Genomic DNA, 21,581 nt, shown 5'->3' with positions numbered 1-21,581 from the left:
TGGCCCTCATTTGACGCACTGAACCCCTATTGCCGCGCTGCCAACAGCTCGCGTTCTGGTTTGTTGCGTCAGCTCCACCCCTACTTTTTCCATTGAGTTATCCACTGTGTCTACCCGTAAAACTCTTGTTCCTTTCGCGCCCGTGACGGCGTGCAAGCGCCCAACGCGGTTCATTGTCTCGCGCTTGGCCGTTGCGGTCGGGCTTGTCCTGGCCCAGTCGCATGGCGCTTACGCGGCGCCCCAGACAGTGGATTCACTCTTGGGCGGCTCCGCCGTCGTGCCGCCGATTCCGAGCGTGCCCGGCCTTCAGTCCGAAAGCTGGAGTTCGAGCCTGACGCCGCGCGTCAATGCTCCCGCGGCCGTCACGCCACCTGCCGCGCAGCAGGCCATCTTTCCGGATAAGGTCGATCGCGAGGCGCTCGATGCAAAGATCGTGGTGCCGGAGCGCAACGAGTACGAGAAGTTCGTTGAGGAAGCAACGGGCAAGAAGCTGCCTCGCTTCGGTGCGACTTTTTTCGCGGGAAGCTCCAGGCTGTCCGGAGCCTCCGTGAATTCAGTGCCGCCCGACTACGCAATCAATGTCGGCGATGAAATCCTGCTGCGAACCTGGGGCAGTGTCGATTCAGATTTGCGCCTCGTGGTCGATCGCGAAGGGTATGTGAACGTGCCGCGGGTCGGCCGTATCGCTGTGTCGGGTGCGCACTACGCTGACCTGCCGAGCCGCTTTCGGTCGGAAATCGGCCGCTATTACGCAAATTTCGACCTATCGATCTCGCTGGGTAATCTGCGTGGCGTGACGGTCTACGTCACGGGGTTCGCCGTGCGTCCCGGCGCCTACGTGGTCAACAGTCTTGCGACGTTGTTGAATCTGCTCGTCGAAGCAGGGGGACCCGACTCGGGCGGCAGCATGCGCGATATCGAACTGCGTCGCGGCGGCGCGCTCGTCGCGACTTTCGACGGCTATCAGTTGCTCCTGGGCGGTGACCGTTCGAATGACGTCTCGTTGCGTCCGGGCGACATCGTCAACATTGGACCGCTCGGCCCCCAGGCGGCTATCTATGGAAGCGTGAACGCCCCAGGCATCTTTGAACTGAAGCCCGGCGAGCACGTGCGCGACGTGATCCGTTTTGCCGGCGGTCTCAATACCGTGGCAGATAGTGAGCGCATCACGGTCGCAACGCTGCGTCAGCGAGCGACGACCGGTGTTGAAGAAGCCCCGCTCAGCAGCCGGAGCGACGCATTGCTGGACGGAGGCGATATCTATCGCATCTACTCCACGGCGGACTACATGGTTCCGATCGCCCGGCAGATGCGGCGGGTACGGATCGAGGGTGAAGTGGCGCGTCCGGGCGACTATCTCGTTGCGGGTACCGAGACCTTGCCCGAACTGATCGAGAGGGCGGGCGGAATGACCGCCGAGGCTTTCCTGTATGGCAGCGAGCTTGTACGCGAATCGGTACGCCGCACGCAGCAGGCGAACTATGAACGCGCGCTGCAGGACATGGATCGGGACATCACGGCGCGGGCGTCGCAACAAGCGAACGCGAAAGAAGAGACCGCCGACCAACGGCAGCAACTCGAAGCGGGCCAGCGCCTTATCGCGAAGATGCGCGAGCTTCATCCGAGCGGGCGCATCGTTCTCGAAACCAAACCCGACGACCTGAGCTTGCCGCCGCTGACCCTGGAAGATGGCGATCGTCTGGTGATCCCGCCGCGTCCCACCACAGTGGGCGTATACGGCAGTGTGTTCAATCAGGGTTCCTATCTTTTCAAGCCGACAGCACAGCTCGGCGATTATGTGAGTCTCGCTGGCGGCGAGCAGCGTACGGCCTATACCGGCGGCGAGTTCGTGTTGCGTGCGAATGGCACAACGCGCTCGAACCAGCAAGGATGGTTCAACTCAATCTCGTCGCTGGACGCTATGCCCGGCGACACCGTTTTCGTCCCTGAAGATCTCGAGCGCGTCACCTGGTGGCAAGGCACGAAGGAACTGACGACGATCCTTTACCAGTTCGGTCTGGGCGCTGCCGCACTCAAATTCCTGATCAACTGAAGTCGATACCGTGAACTCAACTTTCCTTCCATCATCCGTCGTGTCGGCTTGCGCGTGGTTCGCGCGCGGCTGGCGTATCCTCGTGCTGCCATGCGTGGCGTTCATCGCCGCCGTGGCCGTGTTTTTTGCTATCCCGCCTACGTTTACTGCCAAAACCTCTTTTTTCCCGCCCGCTCAATCGCCCAGTGCGGCGTCCGGTCTCTTCAATCAGTTGAATGCTCTCGGCGTCAGCGGTGCGGGTGCCGCCAAGACGCAGGCAGAGCAGTACGTCGCCATGCTGAAGAGCCGCTCGGTCGCCGACGCCCAGATAACACGATTCAATCTCACGCACGTCTACGGGTTGAAGCTGCCCGAAGACGTGCGGCGCAAGCTCGCGCAGCAGACAAACGTGTACCTGTCGTCGCGAAGCGATTTGATCGAAGTCAGCGTCGATGACCTCGATCCGCAGCGTGCGGCGCAAATGGCGAGCTATTACGTCGAGTCGCTGACTGATCTGCTCGGGCGCGTTGCCGTGACCGATGCAAGGCAGCGCCGCATGTTCCTCGAAAAGCAGGTCGACGAAACGCGAGCCGCACTCGATAAAGCCGAGAAGTCGTTGCGCAGCGCTGGCGTGTCGCCATCGGCTGCGCAGCTCGAACCGGGCGCTGCCGTCGGCATGGTCGCGCAGATGAACGCGAACATCGTCGCGCAGGATATCAAGCTGACGACGCTGCGCTCCGTGGCAGGCGAGGCGAATCCGGCGACGCTTGCCGCGAAGAGTGAGCTTGCCGCGCTCAGGCGTCGTCTGGACGAAATGCAGGCCGGTGCGAAGAACACGGTCGACGACCAATACACCGGGCTTTATCGCGACTACAAGTACAACAGTGCATTGCTCGAACTGCTCGCCACGCAACTGGCGTCGGCGCGTATTGATGAAGCGCGCGATGGTAGCTCGCTGCAAATCGTCGATTTCCCGGTCGTACCGCAAAAGAGGAGCAAGCCTAGCGCTGTGTTCGTTCTTGGTACGGGTCTCGCCTTTGGTGTCGGATTGACGCTGCTCGCATGGTTCGTCACACGTCAAGCACGCGCTCAAGCGACTTCGGGAGAGAGCAGATGACTTATGCTCAGCAAGTAACTGCTCGTTCCGCGCAAAGCATACGGCGAGTGTGCTTGAGCGGCGGCCGCGAGGTCGGCGGGCTACAGTCGTTCGCGACCAATGTGGCAGCCGGATTCGACGCGCTGGGCATTCCCGGCGAAGTCGTCGGCCGGCCGCTCGACATGCTGCGCCGCTGGAAAGACCTGCGCGATCCGACGGTGCTGAAGATTTTCAGCACCTGGGCCATATTCCTCTGTCCGTTCGCACGTAACGCGATCGGCGTCGCGCATGGCTTCCCTCGCATCGATGCACAAGGTACGTTCAAGTTTCTCGCCATCCTTGCGAGCTTCCGGATGGCGCAGCGGTATGCACGACTGGTCGCTGTGTCGGCGTATGTGCAGCGGCATCTCGCCGGCCTATTCGATATCCAGTGCGCCGCCGCCGTGCACAATCCGTTGCCGCCATGCTGGGCGTCTCATCAGAGCGACGACCTCGCGACGCGAAACTTGATCACGTACGTTGGCCGCCTTCATCCGGTAAAACGTGTCAGCGAGTTCTTGCCCGCGGTGATCGACGTGCTTGATGCCGACACCACGCTAGAAGCGATGATCGTTGGATCGGGCGAATGCGAAACCGAACTGAAGCAAATAGCGAATGGGCATCCGCGCGTGCACTTCGTCGCGTCGATGTCGTCCGATGAAGTCATGGAAATCCTGGGGAAGACAAAGGTGTTCTTCTCCGGATGCGACACCGAAGCGTTCGGCATTTCGCTGCTTGAAGCGGCGGTCTCGGGTTGCAATCTGGTGACGACCGGTTCCGGCGGCTTCGTGGAAGTTGTCCTCGATGCAATCAACAAGACAACCTTTCTGCTGTCTCCCAATTTCACGCGCGAGTCCTGTCGCGTAGCGCTTACGTCTGCGCTCGCTGCACAGGGCGTGCGTCTATCCGACACGGCGTTCATGCCGGAGTCCATCGCGCGCCAGTATCTTGCTGTTGCGCAGCAGGCAAACGGCGGCCGATCATGAGCACGGTATCTGTACTGATCGCCGTCTATGCCAAAGACGATCCCGAGCTGTTTCGCGAGTCGCTGCGTTCCAACGTGCTTGGTCAAACCGATATGCCGGACCAGCTCGTGGTCGTGGTTGACGGGCCAGTCGGTGACGCAATAAACAACGTGCTCGAAGACGCGCGCATTGCGTTCGATGCATGCCGCGGACCTGATTTCATGACGGTCCTCCGGTTGCCGAAAAACCGTGGTGTGGCGGCCGCGATGAACCGGGGCATTCCGTCCTGCCGATGCGAGCTGATCGCACGCGCCGACGCGGACGACATTTCCTATCCCGACCGTTTTCGCCTGCAAAAGGCGGTGTTGGCCGAGCATCCGGATGTGGACGTCGTCACTGCGTGGCAGCACGACTTCAGCCTCGATGAGAAAAAAATCGTGGCGGTCAATCAATGCCCCGAATTTTCCGAACAAATCAATGCACTGCTGCAATTGCGCAACCCTGTCTGCCAGCCAAGCATGATGATTCGCGCCAAGGTCTTTCGCCTGCACGGCACTTACGATGAAACGGTGCCGTTGCTCGAAGACTACGAGCTGCACCTTCGATGGACATCTCAAGGCGTCCGTTATCGCTGTATTCAGCAGCCGCTCGTGCGAGTCAGCGTTTCTTCCGCGCTTTATCAAAGGCGCGGCGGGCTGGCTTATGCACGGCGTGAATTTGCCTTTCGCATGAATGCCGTGAAGCGCGGGCTTTTGTCCGGTGGACCGCGTTTCTATCTTGTCGCGACGCTCTATCTGCTGTTCCGATCCGTGCCCGCAGGCGTGCGCCGCCGTCTCTACGTCCTGGTGCGTGCCCGCGCAAATGAAGAGGTGGTGCTGTGATCAAGGGTTCGCGGATCGTTGATCCTCTTTTCATCTTCCTGGTTGGCGTCGCAGCCTTCTGGGTCGTTCCGGAAGGTATCCGGATCGTGTACTTCAACACGTACCAGGATGACTCCGTATACGGCTACCTGGCGCTGTCGGCTTGCGTGGTTGCCGTGAGCTATGTGCTCGCTGCTGCCTGGTTGGGCAGGAAGGCCGCCGACACGCGGCCACCCGCTGATCGCGATGCGGCACTGCGCTTGTCAGCGCGAGTGATCACCTATCTCGCGCCTGTTTGCATGTTGCTGGCCGCGGCTTTCGTCGGCATGCGCTGGGGCACGGAATATGGCGAAGGCGACAGCATGCCGTACGTCTTCCAGATCTTCTTGTACGCGCATCTCTATACGTTCTTCTTTTATCTTCGATTCGTCGACGAAAACGAGGTGAAGTCCCGGCGTTTCATACTGTTGTCGCTGGCAGTATTGCTGCCGCGTCTGTTGATCTCGACGCACTGGGGTCGTTTTTTCGTCGGCCAGGCGATGTTGCCGTTCGTCTTCGCGCTTCTCGTAGGCGGCCATGTCATGGTGCGGCTGCGGCATGTGCTGATCATCGTCCTCGGCGCAGGTTGCATCTATTTCGTTCTACCCATGCTTCGTGGCGACGACGTCGGAGGTCAGGGCACGGAGAGCGTCTTGCTCTTTATCGCGGGAGGCGGTCCGGTGCACCTTGTGGGGCAGGTCGAAGACGTGGAGCAAGCCTATCCCAACGTCAATTTTCTGATGACCGGTCTGGTTGGACCGTTTGCGCCGAACCTGCTGTCCGCGGAAGAGCGCATCGATATCTGGGGGCAGGAAGGCGCTCCCCTCACGCTCGACCGGGCCTTCGCAGAGATGGAGGGCATCGGCTTCTATTCGCTTACGGGCCCAGGGTCAGTCTATGTTGCGGACTTGCTGGTGCTCGGTGGCATGGCGGCACTGATCGCCGGCTCGATCGTGATTGGCGGGTTGCTGGCGTGCGCACGCAGCTTATATAAATTACCGGTGCTGGTCTCGCTGGCGCTATTCGATATTGTCAGCAAGATTGTGTTTTTGCCGCGAACCAGCTTTACCTATCTCATCGACCGGATTGCCGTTCTTACGATCATCTGCGGCTTCATGCTGTACTGCGTGCGTCGCATCGGCTCGGCAAAGTGAGCGGGCTGTTGCGCGTGGCATCGCTGAAAGCGCTGCGGTCTCATAGCGACCTATTGCTGTTCCAGGCCGGAAACTGGCTGTCGGGTCAGATACTCTTCGCCGTGTTCAGCGCTTTCGCGGTGCACGGAGCGCTGGCCCATATCGCGTTCGTCGAAACGGCATCGGCGTTCTTCGGCACGACGTTCGCGACCATCGCGTTCAGGATCGGCTTCGAGTCGGCGATGAAAACGCGCGTGCTGGTGGCTGCACGCTTCGCCGTGCTTTTCGCAATGGCGCTGGCCGCGTTCTTTGACGGGATCGAGTGGAAATGGGTGATCGGCGTCGCGCCGTCGTTGTTGACGCCGGCCCATTTCCCGGTCGTTTTCGGCGCAAAGAAGAGGGCGGTCGTGCTGCTCGTTGGCGCTCGGCTGCTTGCTTGCGCGGCGTGTGTCGGCTTCGCGCTGTCGTCGTCAATGGCGTTCGCGGTGTACTTCGCCCCGGGAATCGCCTACGCGCTTTCGCTCTATCTGTTTCACTTCGGCGACTGGGCGAGGCAACCATCCGATGGCCGTCAAACGCGTGGCGTCAGTACGGGCGGTTCAGCGCTCGATGTTTTTCTGTTCTTGCCCGTGGCTAGTGCGGGACTCTTTTTCATGCAGGCATCGATCGTCGCGAACATTGCGGCCGCGTCGCCGGCGCTTGCCGTAGTCGAGCGACTGGTGCGCTCCGGATATTCGCTTGCGTACCCTTATCTGATGCGCGTTACGCGCTTTGATTATCTGTTGCGAAAAACGGTAGGAATGCTGGCGTTCGCGCTTCCGGCGGCGGCAATCGCAATCAGAATCGCGCCCTGGGTGGTAGTGGGTATTTGGGTTCCTGTTTCGATCGATCTGGTGACGACCAACCTGTTCAGGCTCAGTCAACGGCGTCTGCGCTTGCTCGCCGTCTGGGTGATTTTATGTGCGGCGCTGTGGGAGGTCGCCGCTCGATTCCACTGAGCGCAGCCGGCTTGAGTTTCGTACTCCCCAAGCCGGCCGCGTCGCAATCAGATCACAGGAACATCAGCCAGTTCAGCAAGAAGATATTCACTACCAGCATGGACAGCGCGGTTGGAATCTGCACTTTGATCACCGCGTTTTTATCGGGTAATTCCAGCAGCGCCGCCGGCACGATATTGAAGTTCGCGGCCATCGGCGTCATCAGCGTGCCGCAGTAGCCGGAGAACATGCCGATCGCGACCATCGTGGCCGGATTGCCGTGGAATACGCCGACCAGGATCGGCACGCCTACACCACCCGTCATCACCGGGAACGCGGCGAAGCCGTTGCCCATGACCATCGTGAAAAGCGCCATGCCGATGCAATACACGGCGACCGCGACCAGACGGTAATCGAGGTTCACATACGCCGTGGTCACGTGCGCGACCGCCTTGCCCACGCCTGCATCCGAGAACACCAGACCGAGCATGCCCAGCATTTGCGGAAGGACCGCGGCCCATGAAAGCGCGTCGACCAGCCGGCGCGTTTCTTTCATCGATTGGCCGACGGTATCGCGCGTCATCACGCAGGCCACACCCAGCGCGACGATACAGCCAATGCCAAAACCCATCAGCGTGACGTTCTTCGGATCGAGCAGCGGCTTGCCGCCGAACACGAGGTAACTCGCTGCCAGCGTGAGAACCACCGTCACCACGGGAATGGTCAACGCCGGCACGAACAGCTTGTTGCCAAGACGCATGGCGCTTTGGCGGCGCGCTTCGTCGGAGAGCATTTTGGGCTTGCCGGCCGTGACGCCGCCAAAGCCTGCTATCAAGGCCATGGCAACAACCAGCACGCCGACCACATTGGCCGGCAGCCAGTCGCCGATCAAAAATATCAGCGCGTACACGAGCCAGAACGTGCCGGTGGTGAGGCGGCGCGGGTGCGACTTGTCGACGTAGATCATGCCGGCAACAACGACCAGCACGATGCCCAGCAGATAGAACAGATAGTTGAGCGTGAGTGTCATGCGGTTTCTCCGCGAACGTTTTTGGTCAACGCGCCGAGTTCGCGATTCAGCCGTCGATCGAGCAGCCACAGCCGGAAGCCGTGAATCAGGAATGCGCAGATCGCAGTGGGGATGCCCCATACGGCGACGTGCAGCGGTTCGACCACGATCCCCGCTTCCTTCAGGAAGGTTGTCATCAAGACGATTGCGCCGAACGCGACGAAGATGTCCTCGCCGAAGAACAGGCCGACGTTATCGGTCGCGGCGGAGTACGCGCGCAGCTTGAAGCGGGTTTCATCGGAGAGCTTGCCGAAGCGTGCTTCCGCTGCGCCTTCGGCCATGGGCGCGAGCAGCGGCCGGACCATTTGCGGATGTCCGCCGAGACCGGTCAACCCGACTGCCGCCGTCAATTCGCGAATCAGCAAATAGACGATCAGCAGACGTCCAACGGTTGCCGCCTTGATGCCGGCAATCCAGATTTGCGCACGTTCACGCAGACCGTGCCGCTCCAGCAAACCGATCACGGCCAGCGGCAGCAAAATGATGAGCGGGATGTTGCGCGTCTTGAGAAAACCCGTACCGATCGCGGTGAGGATGCGATCGATGGGGAAGTGCGCCGCAAGGCCGGTGATGATGGCGGCGGCGGCCACGATCAGCATCGGATTGAAGCGCAGGATAAACCCCACGATGATGACGGCCACACCTATCAGTGGCCATAGGTTGACAGCGGTTCCCATAAGATCTCCAAGTGATCGGGCTAATGCCCCGGTAAGGGCTCTTCCGCCGTTGGACGAACCGCTTGCTTCGAGCGGGGCCGTTCCATTGGCTTGATAAAACGGCTCTACTGGCCGCTTACGAAAACGCCCCGCCAATACGCGAGGCATTCAGGTTCATTGAGGCTTCAATCCGACCCGCGGCAGGAGACAAGCGCAAGCAGCGAGGCGGCCATTCGATCAACGTCAAAACCGCTAAAGACCGTGCGTCAAACCTCGACCGCGTGCGCAGCACGAACTTCGATACCCGCCTTTTCGAGTGCCCCGCGAATCCGCCGGGCGAAAGCGAGCGCGTGCGCGCCGTCGCCGTGAAGACAAACCGTCTGCGCATTGATCGGCACCCATTCCCCGCTGACCGCCTGGACGCGGCGCTCCGTTGCCATTGACAGTGTGCGGGTGAGCACGGCTTCCTCGTCCTCGAGCAACGCGCCGGGGTCCTTGCGTGGCACGAGCGACCCATCCGCCCGATATCCACGGTCCGCAAAAACTTCCTCGATCGCGACCATGTTCGCCTTGCGCGCGGCATCGACGAGATTGCTGTTCGCCAGCCCGAACACGAGCAACGAAGGATCGAAATCACGAATTGCCGCGACGATCGCCTCGGCGATTTCCGGGTTCTTCGCGGCCTGGTTATAAAGCGCGCCGTGCGGCTTCACGTGCGACATGCGGCCGCCTTCGGCCTTCACGATCGCCGCCAGCGCGCCCAACTGATACAACACGCCCGCGTAAATCTCCGACGCGGGAAGATCCATCTCCTTGCGGCCGAAATTCTCGGGATCGTTGAAACTCGGGTGCGCGCCAATGGCGACACCTTTCGCCACTGCCCAGCGCACGCAATCGCGCATGGCAGTGGCTCCGCCCGCGTGCCAGCCGCAAGCAATATTCGCGGAGCTCACGAGATCGAGCAGCGCTTCGTCGGTTCCCATGCCTTCGCCGAGATCGGCGTTCAGATCGATTTCCATCTTTGTTCCCTGTTCACTTACCGGTCGAGGCGTTCCGCGTGCATCGCGATAGCCGATTCAACCTGTTTCACATACATGCGCTCTTCGGCCAGCGCGTGACGCGCGGCTTCAACCGTTGTTTCGATAAAGCGCACACCGCTGTTGAGCCTCGCTTGCGCGAGCTTCCACAGGTCGGCCTTGATCACCGAGCCTATTTTTGGATATCCGCCGGTGGTCTGGGCATCGCCCATCAGCACAATCGGCTGACCGTTCGGCGGGACTTGAATCGTGCCGGGCAACACGGCGTGGGACAGCAGGTCGGCTTTATCGCCGCGCTCCAGGACCGTTCCGGCGAGCCGGAAACCCATGCGGTTACTGTTCGGCGTGATCGTCCACTCCTCGTTCCAGAAGTCGCGCTGGGCCGTCATCGTGAAGGTCTCGTATTCGGGACCGCGCAACACGCGGATCGGCAGCGACCATGAATTGCCCGGCGTGTGTTTGCCGCGCCGCAGCGGTTCTTCCACGTACACGAACTTGCACCACGCGGGCGCTTTCACGCCAAAAGCCGTTCCCGCCGATGAAAACGCCGCGCTCTTGTTCGGCAGCGGTACGCCCGTAGCCAAACGATCGCCGTCGCGTAATGCGCGGCCGCCGAGGCCGCCAAAACAGGCGCCGAGATCGGTGCTGCGGGAGCCGAGCATGGGCAGGACGTCGATACCGCCTGCCACGCACACGTAACCGCGCATGCCGTGCCGGGCGCCGCGCAGCGTCAGTTCCTGGCCGGCTTGAACCGGCAGGCTCCACCACGAGTAGACGGGTTTGTCGTCCAGCGTGGCAGCGAAATCCGTGCCGGTGATCGCCACGCGCGTGGCGCGCGTGAAGCGCAGGGTGGTGGGTCCGAACGTCAGTTCGATGCCGGCCGCATCTGGCCTGTTGCCCACGATCCGGTTGCCGATTTCCAGCGACAGCGCGTCAAGTGCGCCGCCCGAACTGACACCCAGGTGCCGATATCCCGCGCGGCCGAGATCCTGCACGGAGGAGAGCATGCCGGCGCGAATGACGTCGATCATGCGAGCACCTCCAGCGCGGTAAAACGCACGTGATCGCCGGGTTGCATGAGCGTGGGCGGGTTGCGGGCGGGATCGAAGAGCTTCAGATCAGTGCGTCCCAATAGTTGCCAGCCACCGGGCGACGCCGCCGGATAGATGCCCGTCTGCTCCCCGCCGATACCCACCGACCCCGCCGGCACTTCCAGCCGCGGTTTGGAGTGACGGGGCGCGTGCAGCGTGGGATCGAGGCCGCCGAGGTAGGCGAAGCCGGGCTGAAAGCCGAGGAAAAATACGATGTAATCGGCTTGGGTGTGACGCTTCACGAGTTCATCGATGCTCAGGTCCAACTGTTTTGCCAGCGAGGCAAGATCGGGTCCGTCAGCGCCGCCGTAGCGCACGGGAATGTCGATTTCTGCTGTGCCCACCTCGACTTCGGCTGCTTGCTCCCAAGCGGTTTTCATTTGGCTGGCGAGGTCGGCGGAGTCGGCCTGGAGGGGATCGAAGACGAGCGTGAGGTTGTTCATGCCCGGCACGACTTCCACGACGTGCGGCCACAGGCGCGCCGCGTCGGCGAGCGCCCACATTCGGCGCTGGCATTCGAGCGTGGCGGGCGGCGGTGCAACGCAAACCAGCGCGGTGTCGCCGAGTGGGTGAATTTTGGGTGGTGTCATGCTGGGTTTTGCCGGTAATCGAGCGCGCACTTTGAGCGAAAGGCAAAAGCAAGCCGTCTCGACGCTAGCTCGGGAATGTACATTGTCAATAATTTATCGACAAATTATCAATAAGAATTTAGGCGTTGCGATGAATTTCGTTCGATACGCTACACTCGCCGACATATTGTTCCGTATAGATATCCATGCCCCGTCATCCGACCAAGATCGTTTCGTCCGAGCATCTCGTCTCTGAAACGAGCGCCGAGTTGTCCGAGTTCGAATATGGCCTGATCATGGCCGGCAATGCGTTCAACCGCTGGATGGTTCGATGCATGTCGGCGGCGGGCGCGAAGGACATGACGGCGGTGGAAGTATCGCTGCTGCATCATGTGAGTCATCGTGACCGGAAGAAAAAGATTGCCGATATTTGCTTTGTTCTCAATATAGAGGACACGCACGTTGCCAGCTATGCCATTAAGAAGTTGATGGCGCGGGGCTATGTGAAGAGCGAAAAAGTGGGTAAGGAGGTGTTCTTTTCCGCAACGCCGGCGGGGCGGGAGTTGTGCGGGAAGTATCGGGAGGTGCGGGAGAGTTGTTTGATCAGCACGTTGAAGGAGAGCGGGCTGACCAACGAGCAGATAGGCGAGGCGGCGCAATTGCTGCGAAATGCTTCCGGTCTTTATGATACAGCGGCGCGGGCCGCAGCCTCGTTATAGGGTTTTCGTTCGCACTGTTTGGGGGGCGGGGGCGGGGGTCTATTTCGGGGTTGTTAGGTTCTGGGGTTAGCGGTCGGGGTTGATGCCGGGTTGGTGCTTTCGGCCTTAGCGGTCTGCGAGAGTTGGATTTTCTCTTTATCACTATTAGCCACTGTGCGTGGCGGCACGTCATTTCTTTGTCCAAAGCGACAAAGAAACGAAGCAAAGAAAGCGCTTTAACCGCTCTACCCTAAGTGTCCACAGCGTGCAGTTTCTATTCATGGGTGCCCCAAAAGCACGGTGCTCGCCAGAGCGGAGGATGTGTGAAACCCTCCTTCTCCGAACACGGATACCCACACGCTTCGCCACCAGTGATTGAATCTGCCCAAGGTTCACCCCGCGCTATCCGCGGACGACCAACCACCAAATGTGTATGCGCCTCGAACCTCGTCGCCAACCCGCCAGGAAACGAGGCCGCGAAGATGCGGGCGGCCGTAACCGACGAAAATAGCCGTACAGAACGCGCAGCCAATTCACAAAAACTGAAGCAGTAAACACAAACACGCATCAAGCCGTGGCCTATGAATGGTCGCACAGACCAGATAGCTAATCCGTCAAAACCGCAGCCGTAAATACCTGTAAGGCCGTGCGGGTTCCTTAGCAATTGTGCTTGCCCGAGAGCGTACGGGGCGAAGCGTGTTCGTGTCAGGATTCGCGAGAAGGAGGGGTTCACACATCTGTGGCTCTGGCGAGCACCGTGCTTTTGGGGCACCTATGAATAGAAACTGCACGCTGTGGACACTTAGGGTAGCGTGGTTAAAAGCGTTTTCTTTGCTTCGTTTCTTTGTCGCTTTGGACAAAGAAATGACGTGCCGCCACGCACAGTGGCTAATAGTGATAAAGAGAAAATGCAACTCTTGCAGACCACTAACGCCGAAAGCAGCAACCCGGCATAGACTCCGACCGCTAACCCCGGAACCTAACAACTCTGCAACATCCCCCGCCCACCCCCCCCAAAAAAACCGTCCACCGGTGCGAACGCTCAATAAACCGTTGATTCGGTCACAATCGCCCCGAGTGGCAAATCAAACTCCCCCCTCGGCAGGGCATCACACTTCGCGGATTCAAAAGCCACCCCAATCGTAGCCGGCGCCAGGCGCCCCGGCCAATTCGCCAACGTCCGATCGTAATACCCACCCCCATATCCCAGCCGATATCGATCGGCATCGAAACCCACACAAGGAATAACGAGCAAGTCCGGCACCACCACCCGCTCCTCGGCCGGCACAGGAATGCCATACCGCCCTTTCTTCATCGCCGCGTTCGGCTGCCACGCATGAAAAACCAGCGGCGCCCTCGGCGCAACCACTACCGGCAATGCCGCCCCCCGCGATGCATTCAGCGCCAGCCAGACAGTCAACACATCACGCGCATCGAACTCCCCGGCAACCGGCCAATAAAAGCCAATGCACGATGCATCGGAAAAGCGTGCGACCGCTTCCATCAAACGCCGAGCCAACGCTTCACCGCGTGCACCCTGATCGGCCCGAACGCCTTGCGCCTCGCGGGTTGCAAGCAGGTTCGAACGCAGCGCGCTTTTGGTTTCCAGCAGAGGGTTGCGTGCTATGCTTTGCATCACTTCGCGCTCCAGAAATAACGATGTCAAAACGTCTCAAACGAGTATATCTCGCTGCCGCAACCGCGCTCGCCGTGATCACGCTGATCGGATGCGGTACCGCCTCCGCCGTGCGCCCGACAGCCGACTATTCGCTCTCGCCCGACGACCGCACCTTCATCCAGTTGCGCGAAGCCGCGCGCTCGAATGACGTCGGCCGTGCCATGCAACTCGCCGCGCAAATTCCGAATTATCCGGCGCCGGGTTATGTCGATTACTTCACCATCAAGCCGCAACTCTTCGACTCGCAAGGACACGCGCGCGTCGACGCACCCGACGAACCGGTCCTCGCGTTCCTGCAGCGCTACGACGGCCAGGCTATCGCCGACCGCATGCGTAACGACTATCTGAACGTGCTCGGCGCCCGCCACGACTGGCGCAATTTCCTCGATCAATACTCGCGCTTCGTCCTGAACGACGACACGCAAGTGAAATGCTACGCGCTCGAAGCACGCGCGTCGCGCGGAGAAAATGTGTCGGACGCCGCGCGCGCTCTGCTCGTCGATCCTAAATGGTATGGCGACGGTTGCGTCGACCTGATCAACGCACTGGCCGTCTCGCAGCAATTCACCGCGGATGACGTCTGGCAGCAAATCCGCCTCGCCTACGAACAGAACTACACGAACACCGGCAGCCGCATCGCGGACGCGCTTGGCCAGGTACGCCCGGATCAAAGCGTCTTCGACACCGCCGCCAGCACCCCGCCGCTGTATCTCGCACGCGGCGTAGGTCGAGACACATCGTCGCATCAACTGGCGCTCGTCGCCATCACCCGCATGGCACGCAACGATCCGGCCATGGCCGCTGCATCGTTCAGTTCGGTCGCGCCGGCGTTGACGCCGTCGGAACGCGCTGTCGGCTGGGGCACGATTGCATATCAGGCTGCATTGAAGCGCATGCCGAGCGCGGTGGACTGGTACCGGCTTTCGGTGAATGCGCCGTTGTCGAATCCCGCCTATGAATGGCGCACGCGCAGCGCGTTGCTCGTCGGCGACTGGACCATGGTGCGCTGGTCGATCGAACAAATGCCGCCCACGCTGCGCAACCAGCCCGCGTGGATCTACTGGCACGCACGCTCACTGAAGCAAGCCGGCGACACCGCCACGGCCAACCAGGAATTCACGAGCATCGCGGATCAGTTCAACTTCTACGGCCAGTTGGCGTCTGAGGAACTCGGCCAGAAGATCACCGTGCCGCCGCGCACGGAAGTGAGCGACGCCGAAATCGCCCAGGCTGCATCGGTGCCGGGTTTTGCGCTGTCGCAGAAGTTCTACGCCATGAACCTCAGGCTCGAAGGCAACCGCGAATGGAACTGGCCGCTGCGCACCATGACGGACCGGCAATTGATCGCCACGGCTCTGTACGCCAAGCGGATCGAATTGTTCGACCGCGCGGTGAACACGGCCGACAAAACCAAGACCGAGCACGATTTCTCATTGCGGTATCTCTCGCCGTATCGTGATGTGGTCGAGCGTGAGTCGAAAAACACTGGGCTCGATGTCGAATGGGCGTACGGACTGATTCGCCAGGAATCGCGGTTCATCATCAACGCGAAGTCGGAAGTGGGCGCGGGCGGCCTGATGCAGTTGATGCCCGGCACCGCGCAACTCGTGGCGAAGAAAATCGGCATGGGACCGGTATCGCGTGAACAGATGAATGACCTCGACACCAACATCCTGCTCGGCACGAATTATCTGGCCATGGTCTACAACCAGTTCGACGATTCCGCCGTCCTCGCAACCGCCGGTTACAACGCCGGCCCGGGACGCCCGACGCAGTGGCGTTCCACGCTCAGCGCACCGGTAGAGGGCGCGATTTTTGCTGAAACTATTCCGTTCACCGAAACCCGCGACTACGTCAAGAACGTGCTGTCGAACACCGTGTATTACGCGGCGCTGTTCGAAGGCCGTCCGCAATCGCTGAAAGCGCGGCTCGGTTATATCGCGCCGTAAGCGGCCTGCAACAAGACTCGCCGCGCGTTTCGCTTTTCCGGTCGATACGGTTAATCGAAAGTCACGCGCGGCGGCGTCGCCCTGACGCTTTCGCGGACCGCCACTTACAGAGGCGAACATGCGGCATCAAACCATTGCGTTGATCGGCGGATCGGGGTTTATCGGCAGTCATCTGGTGAACGCGCTTGTCGAGCTTGGCAAGAACGTGCGCATTGCCACGCGGCGTCGCGAGAACGCGGCGCATCTGACGTTGCTGCCCGTGGATGTGATCGAAACCAATGTCTTCGATTCCGTCCAGCTCGCCGCCTTCGTCTCCCAAGCCGACGCAGTGATCAATCTGGTCGGCATTCTGCAAGGCAAGCGCGGCGATCCTTATGGTCCGCAATTCGCCAAGGCGCATGTCGAGTTGCCGAACAGGATTGTGGCCGCGTGTCAGGCAAAAGGCGTGCGGCGCTTGATCCACATGAGCGCACTTGGCGCGGATCCGAAAGGGCCGAGCATGTATCTGCGCTCGAAGGGTGACGGCGAAAAGGCCGTGCGCGAATCGAATCTGGCGACCACGATTTTTCGTCCATCCGTGGTGTTCGGTCCCGAGGACAACTTCCTGAATCAGTTCGCGTTTCTCGAGCGGATCTTTCCGGTGATTCCGCTGGCGTGTTCGCAAGCGAAGATCCAGCCGGTTTTTGTCGGTGACGTTGCGAAAGCCTTCGCCAACGTGCTCGATCTCGATGCCGCCAGCGGCCGCGTTTATGAACTCGCCGGACCGACGGTGTACACGCTGGAAGAACTGGTCAGGTTCAGCGGCGCGGCAATTGGCAAAAACGCGAAGATCATCCGCTTGCCGGATATCCTCGGCCGTCTCCAGGCGATGTCGCTTGAACTCGCACCCGGCGAACCCATGATGTCGCGCGATAATCTCGATTCCATGAAAACGCCTGCGGTGGCAAGCGGTCCGATGGCGCCGGAACTCGGCATTGAAGAACCGGCGAGCATTGAAGCAATCGCGCCCATGTACCTCACGGGATCGTCGTCGCGTTCGCGCTTCAATACATTCCGGGCGTCGGCCGGGCGTTGATTTTTGCTAGTTATTCAACTTAGATATCTGCGATGAAACTCGTTATTGGTGACAAGAATGTGTCGTCATGGTCCATGCGGCCGTGGCTCGTGCTCAAGCACTTCGGCATTCCTTTCGAGGAGACGATGATTCGCCTCGCGCGGCCGGATTCCTCCGCGAATATCCTCGCGCATTCGCCGTCGGGAAAAGTGCCTTGCCTCGTGACCGATGCCGGCGACGCCGTATGGGAATCGGTCGCGATCATGGAAACCCTGGCCGAGTTGTTCCCGCAGTACGCGTTGTGGCCGCGCGATGCCGCCGTGCGGGCGCACGCTCGCAGCATCAGCGCGGAAATGCACGCGGGTTTTGCTGACCTGCGCGAACAGATGTCGATGAATATCCAGCACCAGGCCTTCGGCCAGCAACTCACGGCGGGCGCGTTGGCGAACGTGAAACGGATCGACCTGATCTGGCGCAATTGCCTCGACGCGCACGGTGGCCCGTTCCTGTTCGGCCACGAATTCGGTATTGCCGACGCGATGTTCGCGCCGGTCGTCATGCGCTTCAATTCCTACGCGCCCAAGCTGAGCGAAACGGCGCTCGCTTACGCCGCCCGCATCACGGCATTGCCTGCTGTTGCAGAGTGGATTGAAGGCGCACGGAACGAGCGATGAACATCTACGCCGTGGGCGGCGCGATCCGCGATGACATGCTCGGCCTGCCGGTTCAGGACCGCGATTACGTCGTGGTTGGAGCCACGCCCGAGCAGATGACGGCGCAAGGTTTCAAGCCGGTCGGCAAGGATTTCCCCGTATTTTTGCATCCGCAAACGCATGAGGAATATGCGCTCGCGCGGACCGAGCGCAAGACATCGGCGGGATATCACGGCTTTCAGTTTTTCTACGCGCCCGACGTTACGCTAGAAGAAGATCTCGCGCGCCGCGATCTGACCGTCAACGCAATGGCGCGCGAAGTGCGCCCGGATGGCGAGCTGACCGGACCGGTGATCGATCCGTTCAATGGCCGCGCTGATCTGGAAGCGCGTGTGTTCCGGCATGTGGGTGAAGCGTTTATTGAAGATCCGGTGCGGATTCTTCGCATCGCGCGGTTTGCGGCGCGTTTCGCGGATTTCACTATCGCTGACGAAACGCTCGCGCTGATGAAACGCATGGTCGCCGACGGCGAAGTCGATGCGCTCGTGCCCGAGCGCGTGTGGCAGGAAGTGTCGCGCGGCTTGATGGAGAAAACGCCGTCGAGGATGTTCGAGGTGCTGCGCGAATGCGGCGCGCTCGTGCGGATTTTGCCAGAGGTGAATTCGCTGTGGGGCGTGCCGCAACGTGCCGACTATCACCCGGAAGTCGATACCGGCGTGCACGTGATGATGGTCCTGGATTACGCGGCGGCGCACGGTTATACATTGCCGGTGCGCTTCGCCGCGCTGACCCATGATCTCGGCAAGGCGACCACGCCCGACGATATCCTGCCGCGTCATATCGGCCATGAAGGGCGTAGCGTCGATCTGCTGAAGCCGTTGTGCGAGCGTTTGCGCGTGCCGAACGAATGTCGCGATCTCGCGTTGCTGGTGGCGCGTGAGCACGGCAATATTCATCGGGTGATGGAGTTTGGGGCGGCGGCGCTGGTGCGGTTGTTCGAGCGTTGCGACGCGCTGCGCAAGCCTGCGCGGTTTGCTGAAGCACTACAAGCCTGTGTCTCCGATGCCCGCGGCCGGCTTGGTTTGAGCCAGCAACCGTATCCGCAGGCCGAGCGTTTGCGCGACGCGTTGGTGGCGGCGCGTGCGGTCGATGCCGGCGCCGTCGCGCAGCAGTACGCGAACGAGCCGGGGAAGATCAAGGACGCGGTTCACGCCGCGCGCGTGGCGGCGGTGGACGCGGTGCTTTAAAGCAGCTTCGCAGATCAAAGCGCCCGCGCCAGCAACGACAGCACGAGCGAAAGCAAAATGGTCGACATGAACGGGAACGGATATTCCCGTCCGAAAAGCCGCAGCGTGAAATCGCCGGGTAACTTGCCTATGCCGAGTTTCTTCATCCACGGCAAACACGCCGAGAGAATCGACAATGCAATGAACGTGGTGAGTACCCAGCGGATCATGATTTCATAAAGTATGTGAGCGGTCGCCGGACGAGAACGCGGCCAGCGTGTCGTCGATACCCCGCGAAAACGCGATCACCTTGAACAACTCGCCCATTTCCGCCTCCGATAACAACTTCTGAACCGCATTGGCCGCGGGCAGAAAGCGCCGGGCGTCGGTGGGATCGAGGTCGGAAAGCGCGTCGGTAATACCGGCGTTCATCAGGAAACGCGCCTGCGACGTAAAGCCGAGCAGATCGGCGCCCGCCTCTGTACCAGCCTCCGCGATCCCCGAAAATTCCACGTGCGCCGTGATGTCCTGCAGCCCGGGATACAAAAACGGATCGCCGTGCGACCGATGCCGGTAGTGGCACATGAGCGTGCCCTGAGCGCGCTGGGCGTGATAAAACTCGCGCCTCGGAAAGCCGTAATCGATGAAAAACGCCGCGCCGCGCGTGAGCATTGTGCAGATGGTGCGCGTAAAAGCCAGCGCCGCTTCGTGCGTTTCGCTCAGGTATTCGACGAACGGCTCGTCGTTGACTTCATCGATGGTGGCATCTATTTCGGCCAGCAGCGGATCGTCCAGCGCGGCTAGCAGCGGTTTGTCGTCGAATGTGAAACGGTTGTCCGTCCACGATACGCCGCGCTCATGCCACACGCCCAGTTTGCGCACGACCAGGCGCACGGGCATGGCGTCGAGCACTTCATTGCCAATCACCACGCCTTCAAAACGCTCCGGCAATACACTGAGCCATTGCACCTTCGATGCCAGTTCGGGCGCATCCGCTTCAATCGTCGCCCGCTGGCGTTCCTGCAATTCGCCGGATAAATCCACGATCGCGTAGTTGTCGAAGGGGATATCCAGCGCTTTCAAAGCGTTCAGCAGGCCGGCGGCGAGCTTGCCCGTGCCTGCGCCGAATTCCATCAAATTGCGCGTGCCGCTGTCGCGCAACGCCTGCGCGACCGGCCGCGCGAGCGTCGCCGAGAACAGCGGCGACATTTCCGGTGCGGTGACAAAGTCGCTGCCATCGTCACCGCGTTTGCCGAATTTCATCGAGCCGCCGCTGTAATAGCCGAGGCCGGGCGCGTAAAGGGCAAGTTGCATATACCGGCTGAACGGCAGCCAGCCGCCCGCCGACGCGATTTCCGCCCGGATGCGTGCTGTCAGCGCCTCGGACTGCGCGAGCGCGTCGGAGCCGGGAACAGGTAAACTGTCGGATTCGTGAGCTTTTGGATTCATTCCGGCATTGTAAATGAGCGTTTCTTCGTCCACTTCTCCAGATTCTTCCGCGCCGAAAGCCCGCGTGGTGCTGATCACCGGCGCGGCGAAGCGCATCGGCCGCGGCCTCGCGCTCGGTTTCGCTGCGCGCGGATGGGACGTCGCCGTGCATTTTGGCGGTTCTGAGGGACAGGCGCAGGAAGTCGTCCAGTCGATACGCGCCCTCGGCCGCCGCGCGGTCGCTCTGCATGCGGATCTTGGCGTGGAAAGCGATGTGGCGCGGCTGGTGCCGGCGTGTATCGACGCGTTGGGTGGTCTGCATTGCGTGGTGAACAACGCGTCGAGTTTTGTCGAAGATACTGCGCGCGATTTCAGCTACCCGCGCCTGCTCGAGATGATGGCGGTCAATGTTGGTGCGCCGTTGGCATTGGCGCGCGCGCTGTACGACGCTACGCCCGATGCCGCCGCCGACGATGAAACCCGGCGCGGCTGCGTCATCAACGTGCTCGACCAGAAGCTGTACAACATGAATCCCGATTACCTGTCGTACACGCTGACCAAGGCGGCGCTGGAAAACGCAACCGTCGCGCTGGCTCAGGCGCTTGCGCCGAAGTTGCGCGTGGTCGGGCTTGCCCCGGGCCTCACGCTACCCTCCGCCGACATGACGCAGGCCGAGTTCGAGGCCGCGCATCGGGTAACGCCGTTGGGCCGGGCTTCGCGGGTGGAGGATGTTGTCGCGGCGGCCTGTTATCTCGCCGGCGCTTCAGGCGTGACGGGTACGACGCTGGTGGTGGATGGCGGGCAGCATCTCGTGCCATCGCCACGCGACATCATGTTTTTGACCGCAAGCCGCAATCCGGGCGACGGCGCTTAGTAAGTTAATCTCAGTCAGTCAATCTGAATCACCAGGACATCACCATGCTTGCCGCACTTTCGCATCCCCGGCTCGCCGATTGCCGGCGGCTTTTTCTGCGCAATTACGAAGTGCGCATCAACATTGGCGTGCACGATTTCGAAAAGCAAGGCGAGCAGCGCGTGGTGATCAACGTGGAATTGTTCGTGCCACTGGCGTTATCGACGCCGACCGAGGACAAGCTGCGCGAAGTCGTCGATTACGATTTCATGCGCTCGACCATCGCCAAGCGCGTGGGTAGAGGGCATATCCACTTGCAGGAAACACTCTGCGATGACGTCGCTGCCGCTTTATTGGCGCATCCCAATGTGCGTGCCGTGGTGGTATCGACGGAAAAGCCGGACGTTTATCCCGACTGCGATGCCGTGGGCGTCGAAGTCTTTCGCATCAAAGAGGTGACAGCATGAGTTCGCTAACGG

The 21,581-nt window shown here is 60.9% G+C and carries 21 protein-coding genes; 13 read left to right on the top strand and 8 right to left on the bottom strand.

Going from position 1 to position 21,581, the window contains the following annotated elements; genetic code table 11:
- The first annotated feature begins 247 nt into the window (after positions 1-247).
- From ACSQ8V_RS17630 to ACSQ8V_RS17605, 6 genes are read left to right on the top strand one after another with little or no spacing between them, the layout of a single operon-like run.
- The gene (locus ACSQ8V_RS17630) at positions 248-2,053 is read left to right on the top strand and encodes an SLBB domain-containing protein (protein ID WP_213767937.1); all 1,806 of its coding nucleotides are present in this window, start codon (positions 248-250) and stop codon (positions 2,051-2,053) included.
- Between the two features lie 10 nt (positions 2,054-2,063).
- Positions 2,064-3,149: a lipopolysaccharide biosynthesis protein gene (locus ACSQ8V_RS17625; RefSeq protein WP_436206473.1), complete on the top strand. Its 1,086-nt coding sequence runs from the start codon at positions 2,064-2,066 to the stop codon at positions 3,147-3,149.
- A complete protein-coding gene (locus tag ACSQ8V_RS17620; RefSeq protein WP_436206472.1) occupies positions 3,146-4,153 on the top strand; it encodes a glycosyltransferase family 4 protein in 1,008 nt (335 codons plus the stop codon). Before ACSQ8V_RS17625 ends, ACSQ8V_RS17620 begins: the two co-directional genes overlap by 4 nt.
- Positions 4,150-5,013 (top strand): glycosyltransferase, encoded by an 864-nt coding sequence (locus ACSQ8V_RS17615; protein ID WP_436206471.1) that lies wholly within the window; start codon positions 4,150-4,152, stop codon positions 5,011-5,013. The genes ACSQ8V_RS17620 and ACSQ8V_RS17615 overlap by 4 nt, the downstream gene beginning before the upstream one ends.
- Positions 5,010-6,185, top strand: a complete 1,176-nt coding sequence (locus ACSQ8V_RS17610) for a hypothetical protein (RefSeq protein ID WP_213767941.1) — start codon at positions 5,010-5,012, stop codon at positions 6,183-6,185. The genes ACSQ8V_RS17615 and ACSQ8V_RS17610 overlap by 4 nt, the downstream gene beginning before the upstream one ends.
- Positions 6,182-7,162 (top strand): hypothetical protein, encoded by a 981-nt coding sequence (locus tag ACSQ8V_RS17605; RefSeq protein ID WP_436206470.1) that lies wholly within the window; start codon positions 6,182-6,184, stop codon positions 7,160-7,162. Before ACSQ8V_RS17610 ends, ACSQ8V_RS17605 begins: the two co-directional genes overlap by 4 nt.
- 52 nt (positions 7,163-7,214) lie before the next feature.
- On the opposite strand, the gene ACSQ8V_RS17600 is transcribed toward ACSQ8V_RS17605, so the two are convergent.
- The 5 genes from ACSQ8V_RS17600 to pxpB form a co-directional block, all read right to left on the bottom strand.
- On the bottom strand, positions 7,215-8,171 hold the full coding sequence (locus tag ACSQ8V_RS17600; RefSeq protein WP_213767943.1) for a DUF979 domain-containing protein: 957 nt from the start codon (positions 8,169-8,171) through the stop codon (positions 7,215-7,217).
- Positions 8,168-8,887 carry a DUF969 domain-containing protein gene (locus tag ACSQ8V_RS17595; RefSeq protein ID WP_213767944.1) on the bottom strand — a complete coding sequence of 240 codons (720 nt, stop codon included), beginning with the start codon at positions 8,885-8,887 and terminating at the stop codon, positions 8,168-8,170. Before ACSQ8V_RS17595 ends, ACSQ8V_RS17600 begins: the two co-directional genes overlap by 4 nt.
- Positions 8,888-9,132: 245 nt before the next feature.
- Positions 9,133-9,885 carry a 5-oxoprolinase subunit PxpA gene (pxpA, locus tag ACSQ8V_RS17590; protein WP_213767945.1) on the bottom strand — a complete coding sequence of 251 codons (753 nt, stop codon included), beginning with the start codon at positions 9,883-9,885 and terminating at the stop codon, positions 9,133-9,135.
- 17 nt (positions 9,886-9,902) lie between these two features.
- Positions 9,903-10,934, bottom strand: coding sequence for a biotin-dependent carboxyltransferase family protein (locus ACSQ8V_RS17585; RefSeq protein ID WP_436206469.1), 1,032 nt, complete (start codon positions 10,932-10,934; stop codon positions 9,903-9,905).
- Positions 10,931-11,584 (bottom strand): 5-oxoprolinase subunit PxpB, encoded by a 654-nt coding sequence (gene pxpB / locus ACSQ8V_RS17580; RefSeq protein WP_436206468.1) that lies wholly within the window; start codon positions 11,582-11,584, stop codon positions 10,931-10,933. The genes ACSQ8V_RS17585 and pxpB overlap by 4 nt, the downstream gene beginning before the upstream one ends.
- 185 nt (positions 11,585-11,769) lie before the next feature.
- On the opposite strand from pxpB, the gene ACSQ8V_RS17575 reads away from it, so the two are divergent.
- Positions 11,770-12,282: a winged helix DNA-binding protein gene (locus tag ACSQ8V_RS17575; RefSeq protein WP_213767948.1), complete on the top strand. Its 513-nt coding sequence runs from the start codon at positions 11,770-11,772 to the stop codon at positions 12,280-12,282.
- 1,021 nt (positions 12,283-13,303) lie between these two features.
- Here the strand turns inward: ACSQ8V_RS17575 and ACSQ8V_RS17570 are convergent.
- Positions 13,304-13,897, bottom strand: coding sequence for a 5-formyltetrahydrofolate cyclo-ligase (locus ACSQ8V_RS17570; RefSeq protein ID WP_436206467.1), 594 nt, complete (start codon positions 13,895-13,897; stop codon positions 13,304-13,306).
- Between the two features lie 23 nt (positions 13,898-13,920).
- Between ACSQ8V_RS17570 and ACSQ8V_RS17565 the strand changes: the two genes are divergently transcribed.
- The 4 genes from ACSQ8V_RS17565 to ACSQ8V_RS17550 all read left to right on the top strand — a co-directional run bounded on the left by ACSQ8V_RS17565 (position 13,921) and on the right by ACSQ8V_RS17550 (position 18,842).
- The gene (locus tag ACSQ8V_RS17565; RefSeq protein ID WP_436206466.1) at positions 13,921-15,888 is read left to right on the top strand and encodes a transglycosylase SLT domain-containing protein; all 1,968 of its coding nucleotides are present in this window, start codon (positions 13,921-13,923) and stop codon (positions 15,886-15,888) included.
- Between the two features lie 118 nt (positions 15,889-16,006).
- Positions 16,007-16,963 carry a complex I NDUFA9 subunit family protein gene (locus ACSQ8V_RS17560; protein ID WP_436206465.1) on the top strand — a complete coding sequence of 319 codons (957 nt, stop codon included), beginning with the start codon at positions 16,007-16,009 and terminating at the stop codon, positions 16,961-16,963.
- 32 nt (positions 16,964-16,995) lie between these two features.
- Positions 16,996-17,616, top strand: coding sequence for a glutathione S-transferase family protein (locus ACSQ8V_RS17555; protein ID WP_436206464.1), 621 nt, complete (start codon positions 16,996-16,998; stop codon positions 17,614-17,616).
- Positions 17,613-18,842 (top strand): multifunctional CCA addition/repair protein, encoded by a 1,230-nt coding sequence (locus ACSQ8V_RS17550; protein WP_436206463.1) that lies wholly within the window; start codon positions 17,613-17,615, stop codon positions 18,840-18,842. The genes ACSQ8V_RS17555 and ACSQ8V_RS17550 overlap by 4 nt, the downstream gene beginning before the upstream one ends.
- A 14-nt stretch (positions 18,843-18,856) precedes the next feature.
- Here ACSQ8V_RS17550 and ACSQ8V_RS17545 read toward each other — a convergent pair whose 3' ends face one another.
- On the bottom strand, positions 18,857-19,051 hold the full coding sequence (locus ACSQ8V_RS17545) for a DUF2905 domain-containing protein (RefSeq protein ID WP_213768198.1): 195 nt from the start codon (positions 19,049-19,051) through the stop codon (positions 18,857-18,859).
- Between the two features lie 4 nt (positions 19,052-19,055).
- Complete coding sequence (locus tag ACSQ8V_RS17540) at positions 19,056-20,270, bottom strand: class I SAM-dependent methyltransferase (RefSeq protein ID WP_436206462.1); 1,215 nt, start codon at positions 20,268-20,270, stop codon at positions 19,056-19,058.
- A gap of 13 nt (positions 20,271-20,283) precedes the next feature.
- Here ACSQ8V_RS17540 and ACSQ8V_RS17535 point away from each other — a divergent pair, with 13 nt between their 5' ends.
- The gene (locus ACSQ8V_RS17535; RefSeq protein WP_436206461.1) at positions 20,284-21,123 is read left to right on the top strand and encodes an SDR family oxidoreductase; all 840 of its coding nucleotides are present in this window, start codon (positions 20,284-20,286) and stop codon (positions 21,121-21,123) included.
- A gap of 44 nt (positions 21,124-21,167) precedes the next feature.
- Positions 21,168-21,569, top strand: coding sequence for a dihydroneopterin aldolase (locus ACSQ8V_RS17530; RefSeq protein WP_436206460.1), 402 nt, complete (start codon positions 21,168-21,170; stop codon positions 21,567-21,569).
- Positions 21,570-21,581 lie beyond the last annotated feature (12 nt).

The sequence above is a fragment of the Caballeronia sp. LjRoot31 genome (assembly GCF_964253885.1).
In the GTDB taxonomy this organism is placed as follows: Bacteria; Pseudomonadota; Gammaproteobacteria; order Burkholderiales; family Burkholderiaceae; genus Caballeronia.
The sequence above is the reverse complement of the archived record's forward strand: the minus strand, read 5'-3'. Positions and strand labels throughout refer to the sequence as shown.

Coding starts and splice junctions, on each gene's coding strand:
- ACSQ8V_RS17620 (WP_436206472.1), top strand. CDS start 3,146: ATGACTTATGCTCAGCAAGTAACTGCTCGTTCCGCGCAAAGCATACGG.
- ACSQ8V_RS17615 (WP_436206471.1), top strand. CDS start 4,150: ATGAGCACGGTATCTGTACTGATCGCCGTCTATGCCAAAGACGATCCC.
- ACSQ8V_RS17600 (WP_213767943.1), bottom strand. CDS start 8,171: ATGACACTCACGCTCAACTATCTGTTCTATCTGCTGGGCATCGTGCTG.
- ACSQ8V_RS17595 (WP_213767944.1), bottom strand. CDS start 8,887: ATGGGAACCGCTGTCAACCTATGGCCACTGATAGGTGTGGCCGTCATC.
- pxpA (WP_213767945.1), bottom strand. CDS start 9,885: ATGGAAATCGATCTGAACGCCGATCTCGGCGAAGGCATGGGAACCGAC.
- ACSQ8V_RS17585 (WP_436206469.1), bottom strand. CDS start 10,934: ATGATCGACGTCATTCGCGCCGGCATGCTCTCCTCCGTGCAGGATCTC.
- pxpB (WP_436206468.1), bottom strand. CDS start 11,584: ATGACACCACCCAAAATTCACCCACTCGGCGACACCGCGCTGGTTTGC.
- ACSQ8V_RS17575 (WP_213767948.1), top strand. CDS start 11,770: ATGCCCCGTCATCCGACCAAGATCGTTTCGTCCGAGCATCTCGTCTCT.
- ACSQ8V_RS17570 (WP_436206467.1), bottom strand. CDS start 13,897: ATGCAAAGCATAGCACGCAACCCTCTGCTGGAAACCAAAAGCGCGCTG.
- ACSQ8V_RS17565 (WP_436206466.1), top strand. CDS start 13,921: ATGTCAAAACGTCTCAAACGAGTATATCTCGCTGCCGCAACCGCGCTC.
- ACSQ8V_RS17560 (WP_436206465.1), top strand. CDS start 16,007: ATGCGGCATCAAACCATTGCGTTGATCGGCGGATCGGGGTTTATCGGC.
- ACSQ8V_RS17555 (WP_436206464.1), top strand. CDS start 16,996: ATGAAACTCGTTATTGGTGACAAGAATGTGTCGTCATGGTCCATGCGG.
- ACSQ8V_RS17550 (WP_436206463.1), top strand. CDS start 17,613: ATGAACATCTACGCCGTGGGCGGCGCGATCCGCGATGACATGCTCGGC.
- ACSQ8V_RS17545 (WP_213768198.1), bottom strand. CDS start 19,051: ATGATCCGCTGGGTACTCACCACGTTCATTGCATTGTCGATTCTCTCG.
- ACSQ8V_RS17540 (WP_436206462.1), bottom strand. CDS start 20,270: ATGAATCCAAAAGCTCACGAATCCGACAGTTTACCTGTTCCCGGCTCC.
- ACSQ8V_RS17535 (WP_436206461.1), top strand. CDS start 20,284: ATGAGCGTTTCTTCGTCCACTTCTCCAGATTCTTCCGCGCCGAAAGCC.
- ACSQ8V_RS17530 (WP_436206460.1), top strand. CDS start 21,168: ATGCTTGCCGCACTTTCGCATCCCCGGCTCGCCGATTGCCGGCGGCTT.